This window comes from Agrobacterium sp. SORGH_AS 787, from assembly GCF_030819035.1.
Taxonomy (GTDB): domain Bacteria; phylum Pseudomonadota; class Alphaproteobacteria; order Rhizobiales; family Rhizobiaceae; genus Agrobacterium; species Agrobacterium larrymoorei_B.
In genome coordinates this window covers 1,051,379-1,076,265 of the sequence record NZ_JAUTBG010000001.1, presented here as the reverse complement: position 1 = coordinate 1,076,265, position 24,887 = coordinate 1,051,379, and the positions used below count along the sequence as shown (strand labels likewise).

24 protein-coding genes are annotated in these 24,887 nt (G+C 58.1%); 7 read left to right on the top strand and 17 right to left on the bottom strand.

Features of this window, described 5'->3' with window-relative positions; translation table 11 throughout:
• The first annotated feature begins 35 nt into the window (after positions 1 to 35).
• On the top strand, positions 36 to 827 hold the full coding sequence (gene attM / locus QE435_RS04690) for an N-acyl homoserine lactonase AttM (protein WP_349040431.1): 792 nt from the start codon (positions 36 to 38) through the stop codon (positions 825 to 827).
• Between the two features lie 138 nt (positions 828 to 965).
• Here the strand turns inward: attM and QE435_RS04685 are convergent, their stop codons facing one another.
• Positions 966 to 1,133 carry a hypothetical protein gene (locus QE435_RS04685; protein ID WP_349040430.1) on the bottom strand — a complete coding sequence of 56 codons (168 nt, stop codon included), beginning with the start codon at positions 1,131 to 1,133 and terminating at the stop codon, positions 966 to 968.
• Between the two features lie 191 nt (positions 1,134 to 1,324).
• Here QE435_RS04685 and QE435_RS04680 point away from each other — a divergent pair, with 191 nt between their 5' ends.
• From QE435_RS04680 to QE435_RS04665, 4 genes are all read left to right on the top strand, one after another.
• Positions 1,325 to 1,675: an ArsC family reductase gene (locus QE435_RS04680; RefSeq protein WP_349040429.1), complete on the top strand. Its 351-nt coding sequence runs from the start codon at positions 1,325 to 1,327 to the stop codon at positions 1,673 to 1,675.
• Positions 1,676 to 1,678: 3 nt separating this feature from the next.
• Positions 1,679 to 2,155: a Cys-tRNA(Pro) deacylase gene (gene ybaK / locus QE435_RS04675; RefSeq protein WP_349040428.1), complete on the top strand. Its 477-nt coding sequence runs from the start codon at positions 1,679 to 1,681 to the stop codon at positions 2,153 to 2,155.
• 84 nt (positions 2,156 to 2,239) lie between these two features.
• On the top strand, positions 2,240 to 3,478 hold the full coding sequence (locus tag QE435_RS04670) for an aminopeptidase (protein WP_349040427.1): 1,239 nt from the start codon (positions 2,240 to 2,242) through the stop codon (positions 3,476 to 3,478).
• A 273-nt stretch (positions 3,479 to 3,751) separates the two neighbouring features.
• Positions 3,752 to 5,638, top strand: a complete 1,887-nt coding sequence (locus QE435_RS04665) for an MFS transporter (protein ID WP_349040426.1) — start codon at positions 3,752 to 3,754, stop codon at positions 5,636 to 5,638.
• 72 nt (positions 5,639 to 5,710) lie between these two features.
• Here the strand turns inward: QE435_RS04665 and QE435_RS04660 are convergent, their stop codons facing one another.
• The 8 genes from QE435_RS04660 to QE435_RS04625 all read right to left on the bottom strand — a co-directional run bounded on the left by QE435_RS04660 (position 5,711) and on the right by QE435_RS04625 (position 14,489).
• A complete protein-coding gene (locus QE435_RS04660; protein ID WP_349040425.1) occupies positions 5,711 to 7,117 on the bottom strand; it encodes a mannitol dehydrogenase family protein in 1,407 nt (468 codons plus the stop codon).
• Positions 7,118 to 7,119: 2 nt separating this feature from the next.
• Positions 7,120 to 8,316, bottom strand: a complete 1,197-nt coding sequence (gene uxuA, locus QE435_RS04655) for a mannonate dehydratase (RefSeq protein WP_349040424.1) — start codon at positions 8,314 to 8,316, stop codon at positions 7,120 to 7,122.
• Positions 8,317 to 8,334: 18 nt separating this feature from the next.
• On the bottom strand, positions 8,335 to 9,384 hold the full coding sequence (locus QE435_RS04650) for an L-idonate 5-dehydrogenase (RefSeq protein WP_349040423.1): 1,050 nt from the start codon (positions 9,382 to 9,384) through the stop codon (positions 8,335 to 8,337).
• A gap of 73 nt (positions 9,385 to 9,457) precedes the next feature.
• Positions 9,458 to 10,864, bottom strand: coding sequence for a TRAP transporter large permease (locus QE435_RS04645; RefSeq protein ID WP_306929068.1), 1,407 nt, complete (start codon positions 10,862 to 10,864; stop codon positions 9,458 to 9,460).
• Between the two features lies 1 nt (position 10,865).
• Positions 10,866 to 11,441 (bottom strand): TRAP transporter small permease, encoded by a 576-nt coding sequence (locus QE435_RS04640; protein WP_349040422.1) that lies wholly within the window; start codon positions 11,439 to 11,441, stop codon positions 10,866 to 10,868.
• Positions 11,442 to 11,553: 112 nt separating this feature from the next.
• Positions 11,554 to 12,528, bottom strand: a complete 975-nt coding sequence (locus QE435_RS04635) for a sialic acid TRAP transporter substrate-binding protein SiaP (protein WP_349040421.1) — start codon at positions 12,526 to 12,528, stop codon at positions 11,554 to 11,556.
• A 77-nt stretch (positions 12,529 to 12,605) separates the two neighbouring features.
• Positions 12,606 to 13,304, bottom strand: coding sequence for a FadR/GntR family transcriptional regulator (locus QE435_RS04630; protein ID WP_349040420.1), 699 nt, complete (start codon positions 13,302 to 13,304; stop codon positions 12,606 to 12,608).
• Between the two features lie 117 nt (positions 13,305 to 13,421).
• Positions 13,422 to 14,489, bottom strand: coding sequence for an Ldh family oxidoreductase (locus tag QE435_RS04625; protein ID WP_349040419.1), 1,068 nt, complete (start codon positions 14,487 to 14,489; stop codon positions 13,422 to 13,424).
• Between the two features lie 124 nt (positions 14,490 to 14,613).
• Here QE435_RS04625 and QE435_RS04620 point away from each other — a divergent pair, with 124 nt between their 5' ends.
• Entirely contained in the window at positions 14,614 to 15,615 is a 1,002-nt protein-coding gene (locus QE435_RS04620) for a GntR family transcriptional regulator (RefSeq protein WP_349040418.1), read from the top strand.
• A 52-nt stretch (positions 15,616 to 15,667) separates the two neighbouring features.
• The gene (locus tag QE435_RS04615; protein WP_349040417.1) at positions 15,668 to 16,786 is read left to right on the top strand and encodes a mandelate racemase/muconate lactonizing enzyme family protein; all 1,119 of its coding nucleotides are present in this window, start codon (positions 15,668 to 15,670) and stop codon (positions 16,784 to 16,786) included.
• 16 nt (positions 16,787 to 16,802) lie between these two features.
• Here QE435_RS04615 and QE435_RS04610 read toward each other — a convergent pair whose 3' ends face one another.
• From QE435_RS04610 to infC, 8 genes are all read right to left on the bottom strand, one after another.
• A complete protein-coding gene (locus QE435_RS04610) occupies positions 16,803 to 17,318 on the bottom strand; it encodes a flavin reductase (protein WP_349040416.1) in 516 nt (171 codons plus the stop codon).
• 301 nt (positions 17,319 to 17,619) lie between these two features.
• A complete protein-coding gene (locus QE435_RS04605) occupies positions 17,620 to 18,609 on the bottom strand; it encodes a tripartite tricarboxylate transporter substrate binding protein (RefSeq protein ID WP_349040415.1) in 990 nt (329 codons plus the stop codon).
• Positions 18,610 to 18,820: 211 nt separating this feature from the next.
• The gene (gene pheT, locus QE435_RS04600; protein ID WP_349040414.1) at positions 18,821 to 21,244 is read right to left on the bottom strand and encodes a phenylalanine--tRNA ligase subunit beta; all 2,424 of its coding nucleotides are present in this window, start codon (positions 21,242 to 21,244) and stop codon (positions 18,821 to 18,823) included.
• Between the two features lie 26 nt (positions 21,245 to 21,270).
• Entirely contained in the window at positions 21,271 to 22,353 is a 1,083-nt protein-coding gene (gene pheS, locus QE435_RS04595; RefSeq protein ID WP_349040413.1) for a phenylalanine--tRNA ligase subunit alpha, read from the bottom strand.
• A complete protein-coding gene (locus QE435_RS04590; RefSeq protein ID WP_349040412.1) occupies positions 22,346 to 23,218 on the bottom strand; it encodes a serine/threonine protein phosphatase in 873 nt (290 codons plus the stop codon). The genes pheS and QE435_RS04590 overlap by 8 nt, the downstream gene beginning before the upstream one ends.
• 126 nt (positions 23,219 to 23,344) lie before the next feature.
• Complete coding sequence (gene rplT, locus QE435_RS04585; RefSeq protein WP_027674723.1) at positions 23,345 to 23,749, bottom strand: 50S ribosomal protein L20; 405 nt, start codon at positions 23,747 to 23,749, stop codon at positions 23,345 to 23,347.
• A 40-nt stretch (positions 23,750 to 23,789) separates the two neighbouring features.
• On the bottom strand, positions 23,790 to 23,993 hold the full coding sequence (gene rpmI / locus QE435_RS04580; protein WP_027674722.1) for a 50S ribosomal protein L35: 204 nt from the start codon (positions 23,991 to 23,993) through the stop codon (positions 23,790 to 23,792).
• Positions 23,994 to 24,187: 194 nt separating this feature from the next.
• Positions 24,188 to 24,724, bottom strand: coding sequence for a translation initiation factor IF-3 (gene infC, locus QE435_RS04575; RefSeq protein ID WP_111847509.1), 537 nt, complete (start codon positions 24,722 to 24,724; stop codon positions 24,188 to 24,190).
• Positions 24,725 to 24,887: the final 163 nt, after the last annotated feature.

Here is a 24,887-nt window from a genome sequence, read left to right as displayed (position 1 = left end):
CATTCAGGAAATGTGTTCGTAGGGAGGAAACGTTTATGACTGATATCAGGCTCTATATGCTTCAATCCGGGACCTTGAAATGCAAGGTCCACAACATCAAGATGAACCAGGGAGACGGCGCGGATTACGAAATCCCCGTTCCTTTCTTCCTGATCACCCACCCGGATGGGCATACCGTCATCGACGGCGGAAACGCGATCGAAGTCGCCACCGACCCACGCGGTCATTGGGGTGGCGTTTGCGATGTGTACTGGCCGGTTCTGGACAAGGACCAGGGTTGCGTCGACCAGATCAAGGCGCTCGGATTCGACCCTGCGGATGTCAAATACGTCGTCCAATCCCACCTGCATCTTGATCATACCGGCGCGATCGGCCGCTTCCCGAATGCGACACACATCGTCCAGCGCCGGGAGTACGAATACGCCTTCACGCCGGACTGGTTTGCGGCAGGCGGTTATATCCGCAAGGACTTCGACAAGCCGGGCCTCAAATGGCAGTTCCTGAACAGCACCGATGATGATTTCTATGACATCTATGGCGATGGCACGCTGACGACCATCTTCACGCCAGGCCATGCCCCCGGCCACCAGTCCTTCCTAGTGCGTGTACCGGACAGCAAGCCGCTGCTACTGACCATCGATGCCGCCTATACGCTCGATCACTGGGAAGAAAAGGCGCTGCCAGGGTTCCTCGCCTCGACGGTGGATACTGTACGCTCCGTACAAAAGCTCAGAACCGTCGCAGAAAAGGCGGATGCGATCGTGGTGACGGGACATGATCCCGATGCCTGGTCGACCTTCAAGAAGGCCCCGGACTATTACGGCTGAGACGCCATTCTCATTTGCGACGGTGGCGCGCATCTTCGTCGCTGGTCTAAAACAGAAAAGCCGGGCGCTGCATCAAGCGCGCCCGGCTTTTGAAGCTGGACTAAGAGACGCGCAGCCCGTCAGGCGCGCGATCGTATCTTACAGCTGAACCTTATCGAAAGCCTTGGGATCGATGCCAAGCGCATTGAGATCAGAACCGGCAGGCTTGCGGTGCGCGCGCACAACGGCGGAGACCGAAACGGCAGCGCCGAAAACGGCAAGGGTTTCACTCAAAAACTTATGCGATGTCTTTGCAACCGAACGCATTTCTTTCTCCTTTTGGGTTGTCCTGAATATGGGAAAAAACCCATAATCTACAACTCATGATATAGAGAAGGAGCCATGCGGCAGAGCTCGAACTCCTTTAGATGACAGTCCCGACAAATTTGCATGGGTCGAGAGTCTTTGACTGAAACAGAGATTTTGTTAATCCATAACTAGCAACGGAGACTGAAAGCATGACGGTGGTCATTTACGGCATCAAGAACTGCGATACGATGAAGAAAGCGCGCAGTTGGCTGGAAGCGAATGGCATCGAAGCGGAGTTTCACGACTACAAGACCCAAGGCATCGATCGCGACCATCTGGAAGCTTGGTGCAAAGCGGCTGGATGGGAAACCGTTCTGAACCGTGCCGGCACGACATTCAAGAAGCTGGATGACGCACAGAAGTCAGATCTGACACAGGAAAAAGCGATCGGCCTCATGCTGGAGCAGCCCTCAATGATCAAGCGCCCGGTTCTGGAAAGCGAAGGCAAGATCACGATCGGCTTCAAGCCTGACATTTACGCTTCGATTTTCGGCAGATAGTCCATGTCCAAAACGACCCGCGCGACACAGATGCTGACCAAGGCCGGCGTGGCTTTTACCACCGTAACCTATGAATACGATCCGAATGCCGAACGTATCGGTCTCCAGGCAGCCGAATCCATTGGCGAGCCGCCGCATCTGGTGTTGAAGACGCTGATGGCCGAAGTGGACGGCAAGGCCGTCTGCGTCGTCGTCCCTTCCGACCGGGAAGTCAGCATGAAAAAGCTCGCAGCAGCCTTCGGCGGCAAATCCGCCCATATGATGAAGCCGGCCGATGCGGAGCGGGCGACCGGTTACCACGTGGGCGGCATCAGCCCCTTCGGGCAGAAGAAGGTCGTTCCGACGGCGATCGAGGTTCAGTCGATGGACCACCCTCACGTCTATATGAATGGCGGTCAGCGCGGTCTGCAAATCCGCCTCTCACCCAAAGATGCGCTCACTGCTTTGAAGGCGAAGGCCGCACCCCTCGTCGCCGATTGAGCCACGCCCTCTGGAAGGTGGTTGGCTTTCCCGATGGATGGTCTATTGTCCAGACCCGTTCAAGCAGACATGTGAAGGCAGATCATGAGCGTTTCCCCTATCGATCCCGTCAAACTCGAAAAGCTGGCCGAAGTCGCCGTCAAGGTTGGACTTCAACTCCAGAAGGATCAGGATCTGGTGATCACGGCGCCGCTTGCGGCATTGCCGCTGGTGCGCCAGTTGACCAAGCACGCCTATATGGCAGGCAGTGGTCTGGTCACGACCTTCTATTCCGACGAGGAAACCACCCTTGCTCGCTACCGCCATGCAAGTGATGCCAATTTCGACAAGGCATCCAGCTGGCTTTATGAGGGCATGGCGAAGGCCTATGCGAACGGCGCAGCCAGACTGGCGATTTCTGGTGACAACCCCTTGCTTCTGTCTGAGCAGGACCCGGCTAAGGTGGCGCGTGCCAACAAGGCCAACTCCACGGCCTATAAGCCCGCGCTCGAGAAGATTTCCAACTTCGACATCAATTGGAACATCATCTCCTACCCTAACCCATCCTGGGCGAAGCAAGTCTTCCCTGGCGTCAGCGAAGATGAAGCGGTTCGAAAGCTGGCGGATGCGATCTTCGCGGCATCGCGTGTGGATGTTGCCGATCCAGTCGCTGCCTGGGCCGAGCACAACGCCAATCTCGCCAAGCGGTCCAAGTGGCTGAATGGCGAGCGGTTCGCCTCGCTGCACTTTACCGGTCCGGGCACCGACGTCACCATCGGCCTTGCGGACGGTCATGAATGGCATGGCGGCGCTTCGATGGCGAAGAACGGCGTGACCTGCAATCCGAACATCCCGACCGAGGAAGTCTTCACCACGCCGCATGCGCTGCGCGTGGATGGGTATGTTTCCAGCACCAAGCCGCTTTCCCATCAGGGTACGCTGATCGATGATATCCAGGTGAAATTCGAGGGTGGCCGCATTGTTGAAGCCAAGGCTTCCAAGGGCGAGTCCGTGCTGAACAAGGTACTCGATACAGACGAGGGTGCACGACGCCTAGGCGAAGTGGCACTGGTGCCGCATTCGTCGCCGATTTCGGCAAGCGGTATCCTCTTCTACAATACGCTGTTTGACGAAAACGCCTCCTGCCATATCGCGCTTGGCCAGTGCTACTCCAAGTGCTTTATCGACGGAGCGGCGCTCAGCCAGGATCAGATCAAGGCGCAGGGCGGCAATTCCAGCCTGATCCATATCGACTGGATGATCGGCTCCGACAAGGTCGACATCGATGGTATCAAGCCTGATGGCTCCGCGGTGCCGGTCATGCGCAAGGGCGAATGGGCCTGATCTCGGCACGGGCCTCTTAGCGATGAGAGGCCCTGTCCGCCGTCGCGGTCCGAGAAGTTGCCGACGGTGATGTTGGCAGATCATCGATCATGCCTTAGCGATCGCCTTTGAAGGGCTCGGGCCTATTAGACTAAAGTCATAAGCCAAAAGCATCGCTCTTCCTTTCGTTAAAATTCTGTCACTTTGCAATCAGGTGCATCGTGCCCGAAAAGGCCAGTTCGAGGGGAGTCGAGCTGTTCGATGCGTCTTCTTGATTTCTGTGGAGGACAGACGATGGCAAATATAGCAGCGACGGGCGTGGAAAAAGCCCGCCCCATGACGGGGGAGGAGAAGAAGGTCATTTTCGCCTCTTCTCTCGGTACGGTCTTCGAGTGGTACGACTTCTATCTCTATGGTTCGCTCGCCATCTATATCGGCGCGAACTTCTTCAGCCAATATCCGGAAACGACGCGCAACATCTTCGCGCTGCTGGCCTTTGCCGCAGGCTTCCTTGTCCGCCCCTTCGGCGCTCTGGTATTCGGCCGTCTTGGCGATATCGTCGGACGCAAATACACCTTCCTCATCACCATTCTCATCATGGGCTTCTCGACCTTTGTGGTCGGCATTCTGCCCGGTGCGGCGCAGATCGGCATCGCCGCGCCCATCATCCTCATTCTTCTGCGCATGCTCCAGGGCTTGGCGCTCGGCGGCGAATATGGCGGTGCTGCGACCTATGTGGCCGAGCACGCGCCGAATGGACGTCGCGGCTATTACACCTCATGGATTCAAACCACGGCAACGCTCGGTCTCTTCCTGTCGCTGGTCGTCATTCTCGGCGTTCAGTTCAGCGTCGGCAAGGAAGCCTTTGCAGCCTGGGGCTGGCGTATTCCCTTCCTGCTTTCCGTCATTCTGCTCGGCGTATCGGTCTGGATTCGCCTGAAAATGAATGAATCCCCCGCCTTCAAGAAGATGAAGGAAGAGGGCAAGACCTCCAAGGCCCCGCTCAGCGAAGCCTTTGGTCAATGGAAAAACGCCAAGATCGCCATCATCGCACTTCTCGGTGCGGTCGTCGGTCAGGCCGTCGTCTGGTACACGGGCCAGTTTTACGCCCTCTTCTTCCTCCAGAGCATTCTGAAGGTGGATGGCCAATCGGCAAACATCATGGTTGCCTGCGCTCTCCTGCTCGGCACTGGTTTCTTCGTTCTCTTCGGTTGGCTGTCCGATAAGGTCGGCCGTAAGCCGATCATCATGGCTGGCCTCGTTCTGGCGATGCTGACCTACTTCCCGCTGTTCAAGGCTCTCACATGGACGGGCAATCCGGCCCTTGCAGAGGCCCAGGCAACCGTCCGCGCAACGGTGACAGCCGGTCCCGGCGACTGCAAGTTCCAGTTCAACCCAACGGGCACAGCGAAGTTCACGACATCCTGCGATATCGCAACGTCGTTCCTGACCCGCAACTCCGTGCCTTACGATGTGGTCGAGGGGCCCGCCGGACAGCCTGCCACGGTCAAGATCGGCGAAGCGACCGTCACCAGCTACGACGCTGTGGCAGCTGGTGCAGATGCAGCGGCCAAGGATCGCGCTTTCCAGAAGCAGATCAACATTGCCCTGCATGACGGCGGCTATCCGCTGGCTCGTGGTGCCGCTCAGGTTCCAGCCGCAAAGCTCGACGCTTTTGTTGCCGCAAACCCTGAATTGGCGCTCAACGCCGATGCCATCCGGGCGACGCCCGCCAAAACCGTGCCAGTGGACAAGCTCGTCGCCGACAAGCTGCTGACACCGGCGGAAGCCAATGGCGCTACCGAAATGGCCGTCTATACGGTTCCAGGCGGCGGCGCCTTCACCATGGTTGCCGATCCGGCGGCCGTGAACTGGGTAGTCATCATCGCGGTTCTGACGGTTCTCGTCATCTATGTGACGATGGTCTACGGCCCGATCGCAGCGCTTCTGGTGGAACTCTTCCCGACCCGCATCCGCTACTCCGGTATGTCCCTGCCCTATCACATCGGTAACGGCTGGTTCGGCGGTCTTCTCCCTGCAACGGCCTTCGCGATGAGCGCTGCCAAGGGCGATATCTACTACGGTCTCTGGTACCCGATCATCTTTGCGGGCCTCACGCTCGTCATCGGTCTGCTCTTCCTGCCGGAGACAAAGGACCGCGACATCCACAAGATGGATTGAGTATCCCTTAGATTTAAAAAGAAAACCCGGCGAGACGATCGCCGGGTTTTCTGTCGTTCAGGACTTGAAAGCTCAGGCCTTCAGGCTCTGCAATTCGGCATTGACGCGGTCGCGCCACGCACGGTTCTGGACGAGTGCCGCTGGAAACAGTCCGTCGATAGCAAAGAAGGAGGCCGAGGGATCGCTCGGATCGACGTTACCCGCGGCAGCAAGGATTTCCTCACGACGCGGATCGTCAAGATTTCCGCGCTTGTGGATCGAAGCAATCCAGAGCGCGATCACATAGGCAAATTCTGCTGCATCCCGGCCAGCTTCCAGCGGTTCCACGGTCGCTGCCAGAACGCGCTGCGGCAGCTTCTGGCTGGTGTCCATGGCGATCTGGATATTCTTGTGCGCAATGGTCGGATTGGCGAAGCGCTCGATAAGCTCGTCCATATAGGCGGGCAGGTCGATACCCGGAACCGGATCAAGCGTCTTGACCGCGGCCTGCATATGCCGCCTGACCTTCTCGACGAATTCCGGAACCGCCATCACATCGCGCACGAATTCCAGATCGTTGAGAATACCGAGATGGGCAATCATCGTATGCGGGCCGTTGAGAAGACGCAGCTTCATCTTCTCATAGGGTTCGACGGCCTTTGCAAAGACGGCACCACCGGCTTCCCAAGCGGGCCGACCAGAGACGAAATTCTCTTCGATGACCCACTGCATGAAGGGCTCGGTTTCTATCGACAGCTTGTCTTCAACACCGAGAAGAGCCTCAGCACGTGCGCGGCTTTCGGCTGTTGCTGCCGGCACGATACGGTCGACCATGCTGCAGGGGAATGCACCCTTCTCGGCAATCCAGCGTGCCAGTTCGGGATCGCGACGCTCGGCCATGTCGAGGACGAGGCGACGAACCACATGACCATTGGAGGGGAGGTTATCGCAACATAGCACCGTGTAAGGAACGATCCCCTTTTCGCGACGCTTGGCAAGACCTTCGACGAGGAAACCAATAGCGCCGATCGGTGCATGAGGGTTGGCAAGATCGGCCGCGACGGAGGGATGCTTCAGATCCAGCCCGCCGGTGACGGGGTCAAGACCATAGGCCTTCTCGCTGACGGTCAAGGTCACGATCTTGATGGTCTCGTTGCCGAGATAATCAAGCACCTCCGTGCCGCGTTCCGCGGCGCAAAGCCAGTCGACCGTGGCGCCAATGACCTCCGCACTATCGCCCTCGGCGTTGCGGACGATGATCGAGTAGAGACCATCCTGTTCGGCAAGCGCTTCCACCGGATCGGGCGAGCGCAGGTTGACGGCAACGATGCCCCAAGGGCCGAACTGTTCCGACAAAGCGCGCTGCGTATAAACGGCCTGATGGGCGCGGTGGAAGGCGCCAAGACCCATGTGCATGATGCCGGGCTGCAAATTCGCGCGGTCATAGGAAGGGGTTGAAACAACGTCGGGCAATAGAGTGGAAGAAGACAATCTGCTCATAATCAAATGATTCCGTAGTTGGGATGAGAAAGAGTGCGCTCGATACCGCGAAGCTCCGCCAGCCCCTTAAGGCGGCCGATAGCCGGATAACCGGGCTGGGCGCCGCGGGTCACATCGTCCAGGATTTCCTGTCCGTGGTCCGGTCGCATGGGTATTTGATGATCGGAGAGACCGGCATCCAGGCGGCGCTTCTCTTCTGCGAGAAGGGCGGCAATCACGGCAACCATATCCGTTCCCCCTTCCAGATGCTCGTCCTCGAAGAAGGAGCACGGCACGGTATCGGTGTCGCGGGTGACGTTGCGCAGGTGAACGAAGTGGATGCGGTCGGCAAAGCGCTTGGCGATGAAAGGCAGGTTGTTATCCTGTCGCGCGCCAAGCGAGCCGGTGCAGAGCGTTACGCCATTCGCATGGCTGTCGACGGCATTCAGCATATGCGCGTAATCGTCTTCCGTGGAAAGAATGCGCGGCAGACCAAGCAGCGGCCACGGCGGATCATCGCCATGGGCGCAGAGATTGATACCCACTTCTTCGGCCACCGGTACGACCTCGGAGAGGAAATCCACGAGGTTTTGCTGCAACCTTGCCCGATCGATACCGTGATAGCTGCGCAACTTCTCCAGAAGCTGGTCAAGCGTGTAGCCGTCGGCAGAGCCCGGCAAACCAGCGCCGATGTTTCTGCCGAGCGCGGCAATTTTCGCGTCCGGCATATCGGCAAAGCGCCGCGCCGCCTCCTCTACCAACCAATCGGGATAATCGGAAGCAGCGTCCGGGCGCTTGAGGATATGAATATCAAAGGCAGCGAAATCCGTCAGATCGAAGCGCATTGCCTTTGCGCCATGGCGGGTCTCCCATCTGAAATCCGTTCGCGTCCAGTCCAGTACCGGCATGAAGTTGTAGCAGACGGTGCGAATACCGCTGGCTGATAGGTGGCGAAGCGTTTCCTGCCAGTTGGTGACGTGTTGCTTCCAGTCGCCCGTCTGTGTCTTGATGTCCTCTGACATCCAGACACTTTCCACCACATCCCAATAAAGTCCGCCCGCCTTGATTTCCTCATGACGCTTGTGAATTTCATCGACGGGCCAGACATCACCCGTCGGAATGTGATGCAACGCGCTGACGATGCCAACGGCACCAGCCTGTGCGGCATCCTGAACCGTTACTCTGTCCACTGGACCGAACCAGCGCCATGTGTGTCTCATGATCGTATCCTCTGAAATTTAGTGTCGGTCGCTGAAGGTGATCTGCACCTTGCAGGCCACCTGGCGGTCACCGGCCTGTTCGAAGGCCGCAACGGCCTGTTCAAGCGGAAAATGATGCGAAATGATCGGGCGCACATCGATGGCGCGAGACGAGATCAGCGAGACAGCCTCACCAAACTCGGCGTCGAAGCGTTGCGAGCCACGCCAGATGATTTCCTTGCTCACCAGAAGGTTGAGCGGAATGGTGATGTCACCCGTGACTCCCACCTGTACGAGCGTGCCACGCGGCTTGATGGCGCTGAAGGCGGATCGTAGCGCAGGGGCGGCGGCCGAACAATCGAACACCACGTCGAAGCTGCCTTTGTTCTCCTGATAAGGGGCTAGCGCCTCTGGATTGGTGGCGACGTTGATTGTTCCTGTCGCCCCCATCGCCGGTGCGCGGGCAATCGCCGCATCTGTCAGGTCGGTCACGATGATTTTGGCTGCACCGGCGTGTTTCGCAGCGGCAACGGTCAGAAGCCCGATCGGCCCCGCCCCGGTGACGAGCACGCTTTTGCCCGAAAGATCGCCGGCTTGTGAAACGGCATGCAGGCAAACGGCAAGCGGTTCGGCGCAGGCAGCCTCATGGGCTGTGACATCTTTGGCAAATACGAAACATTGCTTTGCAGGTACGACCAGATGGTCGCGGAACATGCCCTGCTCATGCGGCAGCCGCATGGCGCTTCCCATAAAGCGCATGTCGAGGCAGTGGATGGGTTGCCCCTTGAGGCAGTATTCGCACTGGCCGCAGGGCTGCGATGGGTTAACCGCAACCAGCGCCCCGACCGTAAGGCCGCTGACACCGGAGCCGAGTTTCTCGACATAGCCTGAGGCTTCGTGACCGGAAATGATCGGCTCGCGCACCTGTACAGGCCCGAATCCGCCATGCTGATAATAATGCAGATCCGATCCGCAGATGCCGCCGGATGCCATGCGAAGAAGGACCTCGCCCTCCCTCGGCTCGGAATATTGCTGCGTTTCGACCTTGAGGTCTCTTTTGCCGTAAAGACGCGCCACGCGTGTCAGCATTTCCAGTCGACTTTCCTTGTCGTGAAAGAGGATGGCCGCGCGGGCCTAAACCCGCGCGGACCGTTCTTATAACCTATCGGATCAGACCCATTTCCGTTGGCAGCCACAGCGTGATTGCGGGAATGAAGGTGATCAGGATCAACGCCACGAAGAGCGGAACGAGCCATGGCAAAATCGCAATCGTCGTACGCTCCACCGAAAGCTTGGCGACACGTGATAGAACGAAGAGCACCATGCCAAGCGGTGGATGCAACAGACCGATCATCAGGTTCAACGTCATGATCAGACCGAAATGCACCGGATCGATGTGGAACTGCAAGACCAGCGGCAACAGGATCGGCACGAGGATGGTGATGGCTGCAATCGTGTCGAGGAAGCAGCCGACAAACAACATCAAAAGGTTGACCAGTACCAGAAAGATCCACTTGCTGTCGGTCAGCGTCAGTATTGCTGAGGACAGCAACTGTGCTGCCTGGCTGACAGTCAAAAGCCATGCGAAGACCGATGCCGCTGCCACGATGAACAGCACCGATGCCGTTGTTTCGATCGTGTCGAAGGTTGCCTTCGCAAGCGTTTTGAACGTCATCGTCCGATAACGGACGAGACCGAGGAAGAGCGACCAGAGCACCGCCGCAACCGCTGCTTCCGTCGGCGTGAACCAGCCCATCGTCATACCACCGATCAGAATGACCGGCGTCATCAGTGCCATCACGGCTGAGAAGTCGAAGTACCAGTCGCAGAAGATCAGTATGGCAAGCACGATCAGTATGGAGAGGTTCAACGACAGGCCGAGCAGGGTCAGCACATAGATGCTGACGGGAACGAGCATGACGACGAGGACTTCAAGCGAGGCCCCGAAGATGGTGCGCAGACTGAACGGCGTGTCCGAACCCCATTGCTTGATATAGGCAAAGACCGCAACCGTGATCATCATCAAAAGCGTCATGACGACACCCGGAACGATGCCAGCCATAAACAGCGCGCCGATGGAAACGTTCGCCATCATGCCGTAAATGACAAAGGGCAGAGACGGCGGAAAGATGGGCCCAAGCGTTGCAGAAGCGGCGGTGACGCCGACAGCTGCTTCCACCGGATAGCCGTGATCCTTCATCGCCTTGATTTCGATCGTGCCGATACCCGCGGCATCTGCCAAGGCTGTACCGGACATGCCGGAAAAGATCACCGAGCCGATGATATTGACCTGTGCCAGACCACCCTTCATCCAGCCGACGAGCGCTACGGCGAAGGAATAGATGCGGCCCGTCACGCCTGCCGAGTTCATCAGGTTTCCGGCCAGGATGAAAAAGGGCACCGCAAGAAGCGGAAAGCTTTCGACGCCTGCGATCATGCGTTGGGCCGCAATGATATCCGGCGCGACATTATAGAAGACGATGTAGAGCAGCGACGACACTGCCATGGAGATGGCCACAGGCAGGCCTACGACCATCAGAAGGAGGAAAGAACCGATCAGCAGCAGCATCTCAAATCTCCTCGCTCGTCTGGAATTCTTCCGGCCGCTCGAGAACGGAGTAGCCGCGACGCTGATTGGCCACGAAGACCTGGATCGAGCGCAGGAACATCAGGACGAAGGCACCGAAGACGGTGTAGAAAACGATGTTGCGCGGCAGAGCAACCGTGACCATTTCTTCATCGGCGACGATCTCCAGATAACGCCACATCAGCCACGAGCCGTAAGCGAAGAAACCGATGCGGATGATATCGACCGCGATCGCCATGATGCGCGTCACATGCGGCGGCAGGTAGTGATAGAGCACATCGACCTGGATGTGGCGCGACATGCGCACGCACATGACCGAGCCAAGGAAGACGACCCCGATCAGGCAGTTGACGGCGATTTCTTCGGTCCAGGCATAGCTGTCATTGAGGACGTAACGGGTGAAGAACTGGAGAAAGACGCATCCCGTCATCATCCAGAAAAGAGCGAGCGTCAGCCAGTCCTCGAAGGCATAAACGGAAAGGTCGGTATCGGGAGGCGCCTCGTCAAAGGTGTGGGCAAGCTCCTCGGGCGTAACCTGAGTATGGATTTCCTGCGTCATTGAAATGTTCCGGTTGGAGCATCGGCGCGAGCAGCAGATTCCCAATGCGCTCGTCTGCCGGTGCTGAAAACGACAAGGACGGCGCGGAGACGAGCCCCGCGCCAGGCGCAATTTACTGAACGGCGCGGATCGCTTCCCAATCGGCCTTGCTGTATCCGAAGTCTTCGAACTTCACCTTGTCGAGCACATTCTTTTCGAAGTCGGCCTTGTCGACTTCCGTTACCGTCAGGCCACGCTTCTTGAAGTCGTCCACAAGTGCCACTTCACGCTCCTCAATGATCTTGGTCGTCTTGGTCGCGGCCTCCTGCATCACGTCGACGAAGATTTTCTTGTCTTCGTCTGACAGGCTCGCCCAGCGAGACTTGGAGATCACGGTATTGAGATGGTCGACGATATGGCCGGTCAGAACGATGTTCTTCTGCACTTCGAAGAACTTTTTTGCCTCAATGGTCGTCAGCGGATTTTCCTGCGCATCGACGGTGCCGTTTTGCAGCGCGAGGTAGACTTCGGCAAAAGCAATCGGCGTGGTGTTAGCACCGCAGGCGCGCGGCATGGCAAGGTAGGCCGGCACATCCGGAACGCGCATCTTCACGCCGTTCAGGTCGCTGCATTTCTCGATGGGCTTGTTCGATGTCGTGTGACGCGTACCGTAATAGCTCACCGCCGCAATGACGTTACCGGTCTTGTCCTGATAGCCCTTGGCCAACCGCTTGAAGACATCGCTTTTTGTATAGGCGATGAGGTGCTCAGGATTGCGGAAAATGTAAGGGAAGTAGGTGACGCCAATCGGCTTGGAATCGCGGGCTGCAAAGCTCGATCCGGAAATGATGATATCGACCGTGCCGAGTTTCAGGCCCTGGTTGATATCGGCTTCCTTACCAAGCTGGGATGCCGGGAACACATCGATCTTGTAGCGACCCTCCGTGCGCTTCTCGATCTCCTTCGCCGCCCAGACGGATTCGGTGTGGAACGGTTCTGTTGTCTCATAAACATGGGCCCATTTCAGCACGGTCTGTGCTTGCGCAGACAGCGCAGAGGCCATGATGATGGCCGTGGCACCCAGCAGGCTTCTCAATCTGAACGTCATTTCTTCTCTCCTCCCGAAATAGTGTCAGATGTTCATTCTCTACCGCCCTCACGAAAAGAGCGGCATCGTCCCTCCCCTCAAGCCTCCTCTCCGAAGCTTTGAGAAAATCTCTTCTGCGACTGGCTAAGATGTCGCTGCATGGCAGCTTTCGCCGCCTCCGGATCGTTCGCGGCAATCGCGTCACGGATCAACACATGCTCCTCAAGCGCCAGACGCCACGTGCGCGGCCCCTCGAAATGGCTGGCAAGGCGCTCGAAATAGGGCGTCATGCGGCGGTCGAAGATGTGCCCGGTGAAACGATGAAGTGTGACATTGCCGATGATGTCGGCAATCGCCAGATGAAAGGCGCGGTCATGAACCAGCATCTCCACTGCATCGCCAATGGCGTCTTCCATCCGATTCAAATTCTCGTCGAGAAGAGCGACATGCGATGCTTTGGCCCGCTTTGCCGCCTCTTCGGCAATGCCACCTTCGATGATGCTGCGCGCCTGGAGAATTTCGAAAGGTCCGTCGCTATCGTCCGCCGGCAGGATCAACAGCGCCTTCGGACGTTGGCTCACATAGACGCCCGAGCCCATGCGGATCTGGATATAGCCTTCGACTTCCAGCACGATCAGCGCTTCGCGAACAGTTGGCCTTGAAACAGCGAAACGTTCGGCAAGATCGCGCTCCGCCGGAAGCTTGGCCCCGTCGGCGATTTCACCTGCCTCGATCAGCGACCTGATTTGATCCGCCACCTGCCTGTGGAGGCGACGCGGCTCAAGCGCCACAAACATGATGTCCCCTCCCCGTAACCGCATTGGTCAAGTGGTCTTACCAATCGCGTTCATTAAGGCTGATTGAATGACGAAGTCAACTGTCAAACTTGCCTCCGCCGTTTCAAGCCCGTCACATCAGCTAAATGGTTGCGTGATCCCAAACCGATTGGCCAAATCTGCAAATGACTGCCGGGTCGCCGGATCCAGGACGACTCCCTGGCGCTCCCTTTCGGCCGCAACCTCCCATTCGCGGTCTCCAGGCGCCATCACCCGCGCACCTTTACGCGCCGGCGAGTTTCGCAACGTTTCGAGGTAACGCGTCATCGCTCCTTCGAAGACGCTCTTCTCCAGAAATGCCTCAGGCTTCAGCGCCAGAACGAAAGCACCCATGCCTCGCGGTGTCGAAAAATCCGGCCCACCCATGGAGGCGATATCGAAGCTGAGTTTCATGCCGGTCAGCACCGCGCTGAATATCTCCGCCACACCGCCAAGTGCTGCGCCCTTGAATCCAAACTCACCGCCAAGCGGCGCAAGCATCGCCGCGGCATACGGATCCTTGGTGTCATGGCCGCCTTCATCCGAAGCGGTCGCATCGGGCAATGGCTGACCAAGGCTGCGATAAAGAAGCACACGGTTATACGGAATAGAACTCGTCGCCATATCCAGGAGCCAAGGGTTGTCCGCACCGGACGGAACACCGACCGCAATCGGGTTTGTGCCGTGAAAGCGCTGCGCGCCATCATGCAAACGCACAAAACTATCGGAGTTGCAGAAGGTGATGCCGATAAATCCCTGCTTCGCGGCTTCAAGTGAATAGGCACCCGCCGGGCCGAAGTGAGAGGTATTGCGAATGGCAACCGCGCCGATGCCGAACTGCGTTGCCAATTCGGTTGCATGGGCCATCGCCGTATAGGCAGCAAGCGCGCCATGCGCATCATCCGCATCCAGTGTCTCGACCGCGCCAAATCCCGCCACCTTGCAAAGGCGCGGTGTGCGGTTGATCCGTCCACCCTGCATGGCGGTCACGTAGTGGTCGAGCAAACGGACACCATGACTGTCCACGCCATAGCGTGTTCCATGCATCATCGCGCGCGTCGCAGCATCCGCCGTCGGCGCATCCGCACCACAGGCTGCGAAAACTGCACGGCAGAACCGATCCAGCAATGTCAACGGGACATGGGCGCGCACCTCATCTTGCAGCATCCCGACTCCTCCTTCTCAAAATGTCTTATGCATACACTAGACATTGTTTTTGGGCCGTGCAATCCCTGTCAGGCTAAAAGCGATCACTGGTCGGCAACGAGACCGAAGGTGAGAGAGGAGAACGATGAAGAGCGCCACGACTGGCATCGCGCCCCGCCTATACCGCAGAGCCTGCGACCTTTTGGCTGCGGACATCGCCAATGGCGTCATCGTTCAGGGTACGAGGCTGACCGAAACCATGGTCGCCAACCGCTTCGGCATCAGCCGCGCACCGGCACGCCAGGCGCTGGCGGAACTGGAGCGTCTTCATCTCGTGCGAAAGACCGAGAGCCGCGGCTATGATGTCGTGGCAAAAAACAGATCGGTGCAGCAAACGGGGACGGCCGATGAGAATTCGGTCCCCGCCGCCGACACAATGCGCATGCAGCCGCGATCCAGCTGGGAACTCATCTACGACAATATCGAGATCGAGATCGTCTCGCGCACCTCACTCGCGGCTTGGCGGATCAACGAAGCGATGCTTGCGAAACATTACGGCGTCAGCAGAACCGTGGCACGCGATGTCGTCGCTCGTTTGCAGCAGCGCGGTATCGTCCACAAGGACGAGAGCGGGCGATGGTATGCGCCGGCGCTGACGGCCAAGCATATCGATGAACTTTACGAGCTTCGCTGGATCCTCGAGCCGATCGCGCTGGAAAAGGCAGTCCCCAATCTACCGGATGGCCTGCTGATTTCCTTGGGCAAGAATGTCGCAGACGCCATCCAGTCGGTCGATAAGATCGACGGCGAGATGCTCGATGCGCTCGAACAACAGTTGCATGTCGAGCTTCTCGGCTACTGCCAAAACGCCTCGCTGATGCAGGCCATCAGCCTGCCGCAGGCGCTGCTTGTCGCCCACCATTTTCTCTATCACTGGACCATGGAGCTCTTCGACACCGAGCCCTTCCTGCCGGAACACCTGGCGATTTTCGACAGCCTTCTGGCGGGTGATATCGAGGGCGCGAAGTCCGCGCTCGTCCGTCACCTGCAAATCTCCAGAAGCCGCGCAATGAAGCGCATCACGGCTGTCGCGGAAGTCATTTCGCCTGACGAACTGCCCTATCTCGAGAAGATGGAAGGCGGCTAACAGCAAAGCCCGCAAGACATATCACCCGATAACCGGAGGAGGGTTATCCATCATGAAAATCGCATCAGTCCATCCCTTCATTCTTCATTTGCCACTGACATCCGATTCCATTTCCGACTCGACGCATTCCATCACCCACTGGGGCGTGGTCGGCACGAAGATTGTCACCACGGATGGGCTGGAGGGCTACGGCTTCACCGGCACCCATGCGCATCTCGCTTCAGACCGACTGATCACCTCCTGCATCCGCGATTGCTATGAGCCGCTTCTGATTGGCGAGGATGCCAATGACCATTCGCGCCTCTGGACCAAGCTTGCCCGTTATCCATCGCTGCAATGGGTTGGCCGCGCGGGCATCACACATCTGGCGCTTGCTGCCGTCGATGTCGCGCTCTGGGACCTGAAGGCGAAAAAGGCGGGGCTACCGCTGTGGAGCTATCTCGGCGGAGCCCGGACCGACAAGCTCGAGGCTTATAATACCGATATCGGCTGGCTTTCTTTCACGAAGGACACTCTGATTGAGGGGTCCGCAAGAGCCGTCGAACAGGATGGATTTACCCGGCTAAAGATCAAGGTTGGACACGACGATCCCAACGTGGATATCGATCGGCTGACGGCGGTTCGCGAACGTCTCGGCGGGTCGGTGCGCATCGCTATCGATGGAAACGGCAAGTGGGATCTGCCGACCTGCCAGCGTTTCTGTTCGCTCGCGCGTGATCTCGATATCTACTGGTTCGAAGAGCCGCTCTGGTATGATGATATCGGCGGCCACGCAACGCTTGCCCGCAATACCTCGATCCCGATCGCGCTTGGGGAACAGCTTTACACGGTCGATGCGTTCCGCTCCTTCATCTCCGCCGGCGCGGTCGCCTACGTCCAGCCGGATGTGACCCGCCTTGGCGGCATAACCGAATATATTCAGGTGGCGGATCTGGCACTGGCGCATCGCCTGCCCGTCGTGCCCCATGCAGGGGAGATGAGCCAGGTCCATGTACACCTAAGCTACTGGCACCCGGCCTCGACGATCCTCGAATATATCCCTTGGATCAAGGACCACTTCGAGGAACCAGCGGATGTGCAAGGCGGCATCTACAAGCGGCCGGAACGCCCAGGTGCGGGTACGACCGTACTGGAAGAAAGCTTCTCCCGTTTTGGCAAAAGCATAGGCTGAGGCAATGGTGGCGTGACTAGAGCGTGCGATAAGCGCGCTTGAAATAGATCAGCGCCTCTTCGCCCTCACCGATGGCAGTATCGACCACATCGCAAATAATGATGTCGTGGGTGCTGCCATCATGGATCGCGCGAACACGGCAATCGAAGGAAGCGAGAGCGCCTTTCAGAACCGGTGCGCCGGTCTCGAGCGACGACCACTCCCCGCCTGCGAAACGCTCTTCCATCGGGGTCTTGCCGCCGAAAAGCTGGCTCAACGGCTGCTGGTCTGCCGAGAGTGTGTTGACGCAAATCACGGCATTCTCAAATAGCATCCGGTATGCGGAAGAGTTGCGATTGATACAGACGAGCAGCGTCGGGGGATTGTCCGATACGCTACAGACTGCGGTGGCGGAAAACCCCGCCCTGCCCGCTGGGCCATCCGTCGTGACGATGTTGACGGCGCCGGCAAGCTGCGCCATTGCGTTTCTGTAGTCCAGGCTGCGTTCTTCCGCAGTCTTGATTCCCATTGCGGCTTCCCTCTTAAAAGACATGGCTTTGCATCTAAGCCTTGCTTTCCTAACAAGTTATTCACCCAAGCATACAGAGAGAGACTTTCGCAGCAATAGCAGGTTTCGGAATGACTGCCGCGAGGCCCCGGATTTAGCGCATGACAGACATGCCTCCAGTGCAATGCAGCAGTTCGAGCGAGAGGTTGGTCTTTGGACACATCGCGATTTGCGCCCTGCTCGCTCCCCATTTCTTCGCCTCTGTCTCACACGGGATCGCCCCGGCGGACGAATGTAAAACGCCGCGCCTGCAAGCAGGCGCGACGATTAATCTAGCCACAGTGAATCAATCCATCTGGACGTTGGCTTCTTTCACCACCGGACCCCATTTGGCGATTTCTTCGGACACATGGGTCTTCAGTTCTTCCGGTGATGATCCGACAATCTTGGCGCTGAAATCCGCCATCCGCTTTGCAACATCTGGATCCGCCAACGCTGTCTTGGCAGCTTCGTTCAGCTTGGCGATCGCCTCAGGTGGCGTTCCAGCCGGTGCGAAAAGTGCATTCCAGGTATAGGTTTCATAGCCCGGCACGGTCTCGGCAATGGTCGGCACATCCGGGAAGGAGGAAGCTCGTTCGGCGGTGGTCACACCCAGCGCCTTCAAGGTACCGGATTTGATATGCGCGGATGAGGATGGCAGGTTGTCGAACATGATCGAGATCTGGTTGCCCAGGAGATCGTTCAGGGCCGGGCCAGAACCCTTGTAGGGCACGTGCTGCATGTCAACGCCAGCCATCGTCTTGAACAGCTCACCGGAAAGGTGGAGCGGCGTACCATTGCCGGACGAAGCGTAGGCGTGTTTGTCCGGCTCTTTCTTCAGAAGCGCGATCAACTCGGCAACAGTGTTGACCGGCAGTTGCGGATTAATGACGAGGACGTTCGGAACGACAACCAGCAGTGAAATCGGTGCGAAATCCTTTTCAGGATCATATGGCTTCGTCTTGAGAATGAGCGGGTTGAGAGCATGCGTTGCCACTGTGCCCATCAGGATCGTGTATCCATCCGGCTCCGCGCGCGCAACGCGGTCGGCACCAAGATTACCGCCGGCACCGGCGACATTCTCCACGACGATCTGCTGGCCGAGAGCGTCACCCATCTTCTGCGCAATGACGCGCGCGACGACGTCGGTCGAGCCGCCTGCCGCGAAAGGCACCACGAGTGTGATGGTGCGCTCAGGATAGGCCTGCGCGTAAGCACCTGCGCTGAAAGACAATAAAGCTGCCGCAGATGCGGCAAGCATCAAAGCTGCGCGGCGTTTCAAAGATACAATTTCCATAAAATCTCCTCCTCACGGCCCGACGGCCCCGGAGGCATAGTACTGAAAGCAATATCCGTAGCAACCTCTACATGATATCTGGGTATGACAACCAGTCAATTGACGATGAAATACACGTATCGCGGGTTTTCACCGGATTAGGACGTGGTCATGGGAAAATAAAAACCCGCCGTGAAGGCGGGTTTCGATATTGCGAATGACGATGGCCCCATTACGCGCGGAGCACGCCGCCCGTGGTCTTTTCCACATTGCCGACGATCTTTGCCGTCAAGGCTTCGAAGTCCTCATCCGTCAGGGTCTTGTCCGTCGGCTGGATCTGAACCTCGATGGCAATCGACTTCTTGTTCTCACCCAAGGAAGCCCCTTCGAAAACGTCGAAGACGTTGACAGCTGTGACGAGTTTACGATCGGCGCTGGTTGCCGCCTTGATGATAGCGCCCGCTTCGACCGACTTGTCGACCACGAAAGCGAAGTCGCGTTTTACCGCCTGGAACGGTGAAAGCTCCAACGCCGGCTTCGTGCGCGTTGCCTTCTTCTTCGGTTCAGGCATGGCGTCGAGATAGATCTCGAAGCCGCAATAAACGCCAGATACGTCGAGCGCGGCCAGCGTCTTCGGATGGAACTCGCCGAAATGACCGAGAATAACCTTCGGACCCATCTTGATCGTGCCAGAACGGCCAGGATGGTACCAGGACGGAGCACCGGCCTCGATCTGCACATTCGCCATCGGTAGACCGCAGGCTTCGATGACGGCCAGAGCATCGGCCTTGGCATCGTAGACATCGACGGGCTTTCCGCCGCCCTTTGCTGTGTTCGACCACATGCGGCCTGCACCGGCAAGCGATGCGGTGCCGCGGCGAACACCGCCGGCGACGCGCCGCTGGCCCTCCGGCGTATCGCCTTCATAGGTACCCGACACTTCGAAGATAGCGACATCGCCATAGCCCTTGTCGGCATTGCGCTGCGCTGCGGTCAAAAGTCCAGGCAACAAGGACGGCCGCATGTCGGACATGTCGGCAGCGATGGGATTGGCGAGTTTCAGTGCGGAGGAACCGCCGCCGAAGAGCTTCGCCTGCGCTTCTGGAATGAAGGACCATGTGACCGCTTCCAGCATGCCACGGCTGGCAAGCGCGCGGCGCGCCGTACGCGTGCGGATTTGTAGCGTCGTCAAAATGCGTCCGTTGACGGCACCGAGGCTATCAAGCGGTTCCGGCTTGATGTTGTCCACGCCGTGGATACGCATGACCTCTTCCACCAGATCCGCCTTGCCATCGATGTCCGGACGCCATGAGGGCACCGAAACGGAAACACGCTCACCGGAGCCTTCGATGCCGAAGCCGAGACCCTTGAGGATCGAAAGGCTTTCGTCTGCTGAAACCTCAAGACCCGTCAGGCGTTTCACCTCGGAGAGCGGGAAATCGATCCACTTCGGCTCATAACCCTTGTAGCCGACGACCTTGGCTTCCCCGGCAACGCCACCGCAAAGCTCGAGCACCAGTTCCGTCGTACGCTCGAGGCCCGGCACCATATATTCCGGATCGACGCCGCGTTCGAAACGATAGCGCGCATCGGTGATGATACCAAGTGAACGACCGGTCTTGGCGATATTGATCGGATCCCAGAGCGCCGACTCGATCAGCACGTCCACCGTGGTCTCATCGCAACCGGAATGCTCGCCGCCCATTACGCCACCAATGGACTCGAGCCCATTGTCGTCGGCAATCACCACATTGTTCGGACCGAGCTTATATTCGCGCTGATCGAGAGCAAGAATCGTCTCGCCTTCTTTCGCGCGCCGCACGATGAGATCGCCCTTGACCTTTGCCGCATCGAAGACGTGCATCGGACGGCCCTGATCGAAGGTCATGTAGTTGGTGATATCGACCAGTGCGTTGATGGGGCGCAGGCCAATTGCGAGAAGGCGCTGCTGCATCCACTTCGGGCTCGGGCCATTCTTCACGCCACGCACGATGCGAAGCGAAAATCCGGGGCAGAGTGCAGGGTCATCCAGCTCGAGCTTCACGTCCACCGGCGTCGCGCCTTCGACCTTGAAGCTTGGTGCAGGCCACGTCTTCAACGTGCCGAGACCGGAGGCCGCCAGATCGCGTGCGATGCCGTAGATCGACGTGCAGTCTGGACGGTTCGGTGTGAGATTGATTTCGATGACCGGATCGTCGAGCCCGGCGTAGGACGCGAAAGACGTACCGACCGGCGCATCTTCGGGCAGATCGATGATGCCGTCGTGATTGTCGGACATGTTGAGCTCCTTTTCGGAACACATCATGCCGTGACTTTCGACTCCACGGATCTTGCCGACAGAGAGCGTCACGTCGATGCCCGGAACATAGGTCCCCGGACGTGCCAGCGCGCCGACCAGGCCAGCACGCGCATTCGGCGCGCCGCAGACGATCTGCACCGGCTTGCCATCACCGGCATCCACCGAAAGCACCTTCAGCCGGTCGGCTTCCGGATGCTTTTCCGCCGACAGGACCTTGGCGATGACGAAAGGCTTGTAAGCCGCTTTGTCATCGACATCCTCGACTTCGAGACCGATTGCCGTCAGGCGTTCGCAAATCTGCTCCAGAGACGCATCCGTATCGAGATGCTCTTTCAGCCAGGAGAGTGTGAATTTCATGATCTATTGCTCCTCGACTTGACCGATCAGACGCTCAGACCGCCGAACAGCGTCGGCATGTCGAGCGGGCGGAAGCCGTAATGGTTCATCCAGCGAACATCGGCGTTGAAGAAATCGCGCAGGTCCGGCATGCCGTATTTCAGCATGGCGATGCGGTCGAGACCCATGCCCCAGGCAAAGCCCTGATATTCGTCCGGATCGAGCCCACCGGCACGCAGCACATTGGGGTGAACCATGCCGCAGCCGAGGATTTCCATCCAGTCCTTGCCCTCGCCGAACTTGACGATCGGGCCGGAGCGGTCGCACTGAATATCCACCTCGAAGCTTGGCTCGGTGAAGGGGAAGAAGGACGGGCGAAAGCGCATGACGACGCTATCGACCTCGAAGAAGGTCTTGCAGAACTCTTCGAGAATCCAGCGAAGGTTTCCGACATGCGCTTTCTTGTCGATCACAAGGCCTTCGACCTGGTGGAACATCGGCGAATGGGTCGCATCGGAATCCTGGCGGTAGGTCTTGCCGGGAATGACGATGCGGATCGGCGGCTTCTGCGCTTCCATCGTGCGCACCTGAACAGGCGAGGTATGCGTGCGCAGAACCTTGCGTTCACCCTTTTCATCCGGCTGGAAGAAGAACGTGTCGTGCATTTCGCGGGCAGGATGCCCTTCCGGGAAGTTCAATGCCGTGAAGTTATAATAGTCGGTTTCGATATCCGGGCCTTCGGCAATGGAGAAGCCCATGTCGGCGAAGATTGCCGTGATCTCATCGACGATCTGGCTGATCGGGTGGATACGACCGCGTTCGGCCGGAGACTGACGAACCGGCAGACTGACATCGAGCGTCTCGGCCTTCAGCCGCGCTTCGATGGCTGCATCCTTCAACTCGCTCTTGCGAGCGGTCAAGAAGTCCGTCACTTCATTCTTCAGCTGGTTGATGGCAGCACCGCGTGTCTGGCGCTCTTCCGGCGTCATCGTGCCAAGCGTTTTCAGAAGCTCGGAGACCGAGCCTTTCTTGCCCAGTGCCGACAGGCGCACGGCCTCGATGGCCGCCTCGTCTGCCGCCGCAGCGATTTCCGACATCAGTTGCGATTTCAAAGTGTCCAGTTCAGTCATCTTTTCCTGCCCTGCCAGAGGTCTTGGCTCCGACATCGGTTTCAACAGCATTCTTTAGAAAGTCGGTCGCCACGATAAAGCGTCGCAGATCACTACCCATCTGCACGCGGCCAATCAACCGGGCGAGCGGCAAAAATCGGCCAAGCACACGCACCAAGCGACGCAATTCATCAATGGTCGCCCGCGGCGCACGGGCGGCCCATCCGCGATAGGCGGCATCAAGCGTTGCCTCGGTGTTTTCGGCAAAGGCACTCAATGGCAGGAACAGCAGCCAGAGGTCGCGCGCCTGAGCGCTGGCAAGCGGCATGACCGCCTGCGGCTCTTCCTCGAAATCCATGAAGCCGATCCGGCCGCTTTTGAGGAAAAAGTCGCGAATATGTGGCCGTCCATGGCAAAGACCGGCAGCGTGAAGTTCGCCAAGCTCGATCGCCGACTGAACCAGCAACTGATCCGGATGACCTTCGCTCCCCTTGGCCGCCACGATACCTTGGATGGTGGGTCCCACGTCCTCCAGCACGATTGCGGTGTCGGAGGAATAGATGATCGCCGGAACGGTAAAGCCTGCGCTGCCGAATTCGATCATCCGGCGCTTTTCGCGCGCCATCATCTCGACGGGTGAGAGAACGGGAGACGGTCTGAGGAAAGCGTAGGGAAGAAGGCGGGCGGCAAAGCCCTGCAACTTGCTCCACAGCCGTGGTTCTTCGGTACCCTGGCGCTTGATCCACACGGCACCGGAACTCAGTTCCAAGCGCTGAATGCGCTTTTCGCTCATCAACAGGGTCTGCATAAGCGCAGCAATATCGGCATCTTCCAGATGAACATGGAAGCCCTTTTCCCTCTCGCTCGCATTGGCAACCTGAAGCATGATCGTCCCGTCGGCGCCAAAGCGCCCCAGAGCGCTTCCTTCTGAGAAGGAAGCATTTCAAACGTAAAACCCGCCCCGGTTGCCCGGCGCGGGTTTCAAATGAACAACAATTTGTCCGCGCCGTAATTACTTTACAGCGGATTCAAACTCGTTGGCCGTACCTGCGTCCTTGAGATACTCAAGAGCCTTCTTCGCAGCGTCGACGAGTGCGCCGAAAGCTGCCGGCTCATGGATAGCCATGTCGGACAGAACCTTACGGTCGACTTCGATGCCAGCCTTGTTCAGGCCGTCGATGAAGCGGCCATAGGTCAGGCCGAATTCGCGAACAGCAGCATTGATACGCTGGATCCACAGAGCGCGGAAGTTGCGCTTGTTGACCTTGCGGTCGCGGTAAGCGTACTGCTTGGAACGGTCAACCGCTGCCTTTGCTGCGCGGATGGTGTTCTTGCGACGACCGTAGAAGCCCTTGGCTGCCTTGAGTGTCTTGGTGTGCTTGGCGCGGGAAGTTACGCCACGTTTTACGCGTGCCATGTCATGATCTCCTTAAAGTGTCCAAAAATGCGGAAAAGTCTTAGAGACCGTTCGGCAGGTAGTTCTTGACGACCTTTTTGCCGTCAGCTTCGGCCAGAACCATGGTTCCGCGCGCGTCGCGAATGAACTTGTTGGAACGCTTGATCATGCCGTGGCGCTTACCGGCGGCGGCTGCGAGAACCTTGCCGGTGCCAGTGATCTTGAACCGCTTTTTTGCAGCGGATTTCGTCTTCATCTTGGGCATTTTGCTACTCCGTTATTTTGTATCGAAACAGGCAGACGAAGCCCGCTTCAAGCTATTCAGGAACGGCCACGGCATGCCCTGCCGGACCGTTCGGACGCGCGCTTATAACCGCAGTTATGAAAAAGCGCAACGGGGAAGGCAAACTTCCCCTGCGAGAGTGGAAAACGCTGGGCCTAACGCCAGCGCGCCACGCATTACTTCGGTGCAAGCACCATCATCATCTGGCGGCCTTCGAGCTTCGGCTCGGCCTCCACCTTGGCGATTGTCAGGGTATCTTCCTTCACCTGCTGAAGCAGTTTCATGCCGAGCTCCTGGTGAGCCATTTCGCGGCCACGGAACTTCAGCGTTACCTTTACCTTGTCACCTTCTTCAAAGAAACGGTTCATCGCCTTCATCTTCACCTCATAGTCATGGGTGTCGATATTGGGACGCATCTTGATTTCTTTGACTTCGACGATCTTCTGCTTCTTGCGCGCTTCGGCCGCCTTCTTCTGCGTCGAATACTTCAGCTTACCGAGATCGAGAATCTTGCAAACAGGCGGTTCTGCGTTCGGCGAAATCTCGACAAGATCAAGACCGGCCTCTTCTGCCATCTTCAACGCCTGATCCGTCGGCATAACACCGAGGTTCTGGCCTTCTTCATCAATCAGCTGAATTTTGGGAATGCGAATTTCCCTGTTGGAGCGCGGGCCCTCCTTGACGGGGGCATCGGCTTTGAACGGTCTGCGAATGGTCGTATTCTCCTGATCTGTTTCGGTATCGCGTCGGCAAAAACAGCTTGTCGGTGCAAATGGCTGAAATGTCGTGAACGCCGCTGGGAAGTCAATAGCACGCCTTTGCAAAAAAATCACCTCCTGTCGTGGTTTTTACGAATCTGCTCTACAGGGGAAAGAA